The organism is Microbacterium sp. ISL-103 (assembly GCF_018613995.1).
Taxonomy (GTDB): domain Bacteria; phylum Actinomycetota; class Actinomycetes; order Actinomycetales; family Microbacteriaceae; genus Microbacterium.
In genome coordinates this window covers 1-1326 of sequence record NZ_JAGGPD010000670.1, presented here as the reverse complement: position 1 = coordinate 1326, position 1326 = coordinate 1, and the positions used below count along the sequence as shown (strand labels likewise).

The 1326-nt window shown below is 69.7% G+C and carries 2 protein-coding genes; both read left to right on the top strand.

Features of this window, described 5'->3' with window-relative positions; translation table 11 throughout:
• The coding region (locus J7E68_RS19390) for a ChbG/HpnK family deacetylase (RefSeq protein ID WP_396652528.1) at window positions 1-381 on the top strand (381 nt) is incomplete at its 5' end.
• Window positions 378-1326 (top strand): MFS transporter (locus tag J7E68_RS19385; RefSeq protein WP_215175165.1); only part of this gene is annotated, 949 nt, incomplete at its 3' end. The genes J7E68_RS19390 and J7E68_RS19385, both read left to right, overlap by 4 nt.

The window sequence follows — 1326 nt, the reverse complement described above, 5'->3', positions numbered from 1 at the left end:
ATGGAGGGCACCGGCGACGACGCCGCGCTGCAGGGCAAGCTCGCCGAAGCCGCCGCCGCGGCCGACGAGGCGGGCGTGGTCATCATCGACCGCCTGTGGAGCCACCCGTTCGAAGAGGTGCCGGGCGAGTCGTACGAGCAGGTGCGAGACGGCTTCATCGCGCTGCTTCGAGCGGTGCCCGCCGGGGTGACCGAGATCTACCTGCATCCGATGGTGGATGACGATGAGCTGCGCGCCGCAGTCGACTTCGCGGCGGCGAAACGCGGTCAGGAGCTTCGTCTGCTCTCCGACCCGGCGGTGCTGCAGGCGATCGCCGACGAGGGCCTGGTGCGACTCGGGTGGCGCGACCTGCGCGACCTGCAGCGGGGCCGTCGGGCATGACCTTGCTCGCCACGCGGCTGCGCGAGCGACGACTGGATGGCGCGCCGACGCGCTCGCAGGCGATCGCGTTCGGAGCATCCGGTTTTCCGACGCAGCTCATGGCGCAGACGTTCTCGGCGTTCGTGGTCTACTTCTACGTCACGCAGCTCGGCGTCGAGCCGACGTGGGTGGCGGCCGCGATGATCGCGCACGGGGTGCTGAACGCCGTGCTCAACCCGGTCGTCGGCGCGGTGTCCGACCGCATCCGCACCCGGTGGGGCCGCCGCATCCCCTGGATCGGCCTTGGGATCGTGCCGCTCGTCGTCGCCTTCGCCCTGATCTGGATGCCGCCGCAGCTGCCGGCCGCCGGGCTGATCGTCTGGTTCCTGGTCGTCGTCGCGGTGTACGACATCGCGTTCGTGGTCGTGGTGCTCAACATCTCGGCGCTGTTCCCCGAGATCTTCCGCACCACGCAGGAGCGGGCTCGCGGCAACGTCCCCCGGCAGATCTTCGCGATCCTCGGCATCGTGCTGGGCACGGCGGGCGCCCCCGCTCTCTACGGCTTCATCGGCTGGCCCGGCATGGCGATCGTGCTCTCGACCGTCTGCCTCGTGCTGCTCGTATGGTCGTTCTTCGGCGGGATGATCGAACGACAGGCGCCCGAAGCCGCCTCCGAGGCGATGCGCTGGCGTGACCAGCTGACCTACACGTTCGCGAACCGGGCGTTCGTGCCCTATGTGCTCGGGTCGCTGTTCATCCAGACCTCGATCGCCGTCATCCTCGCAGCGCTCCCCTTCTACGTGCGGTACTCGCTGGGCGCCGCCGAGGGCGAGGGCAGTCTGCTGCTGGGTGCGATCTTCGTGACCGCGATACCGTCGATCGTGCTGTGGAGCGCGGTCGTCAGACGCTCGTCGCCGCGGTCTGCGCTGCTGTGGAGCGTCGCGGTCTTCGGCATCGCGGTGCTCG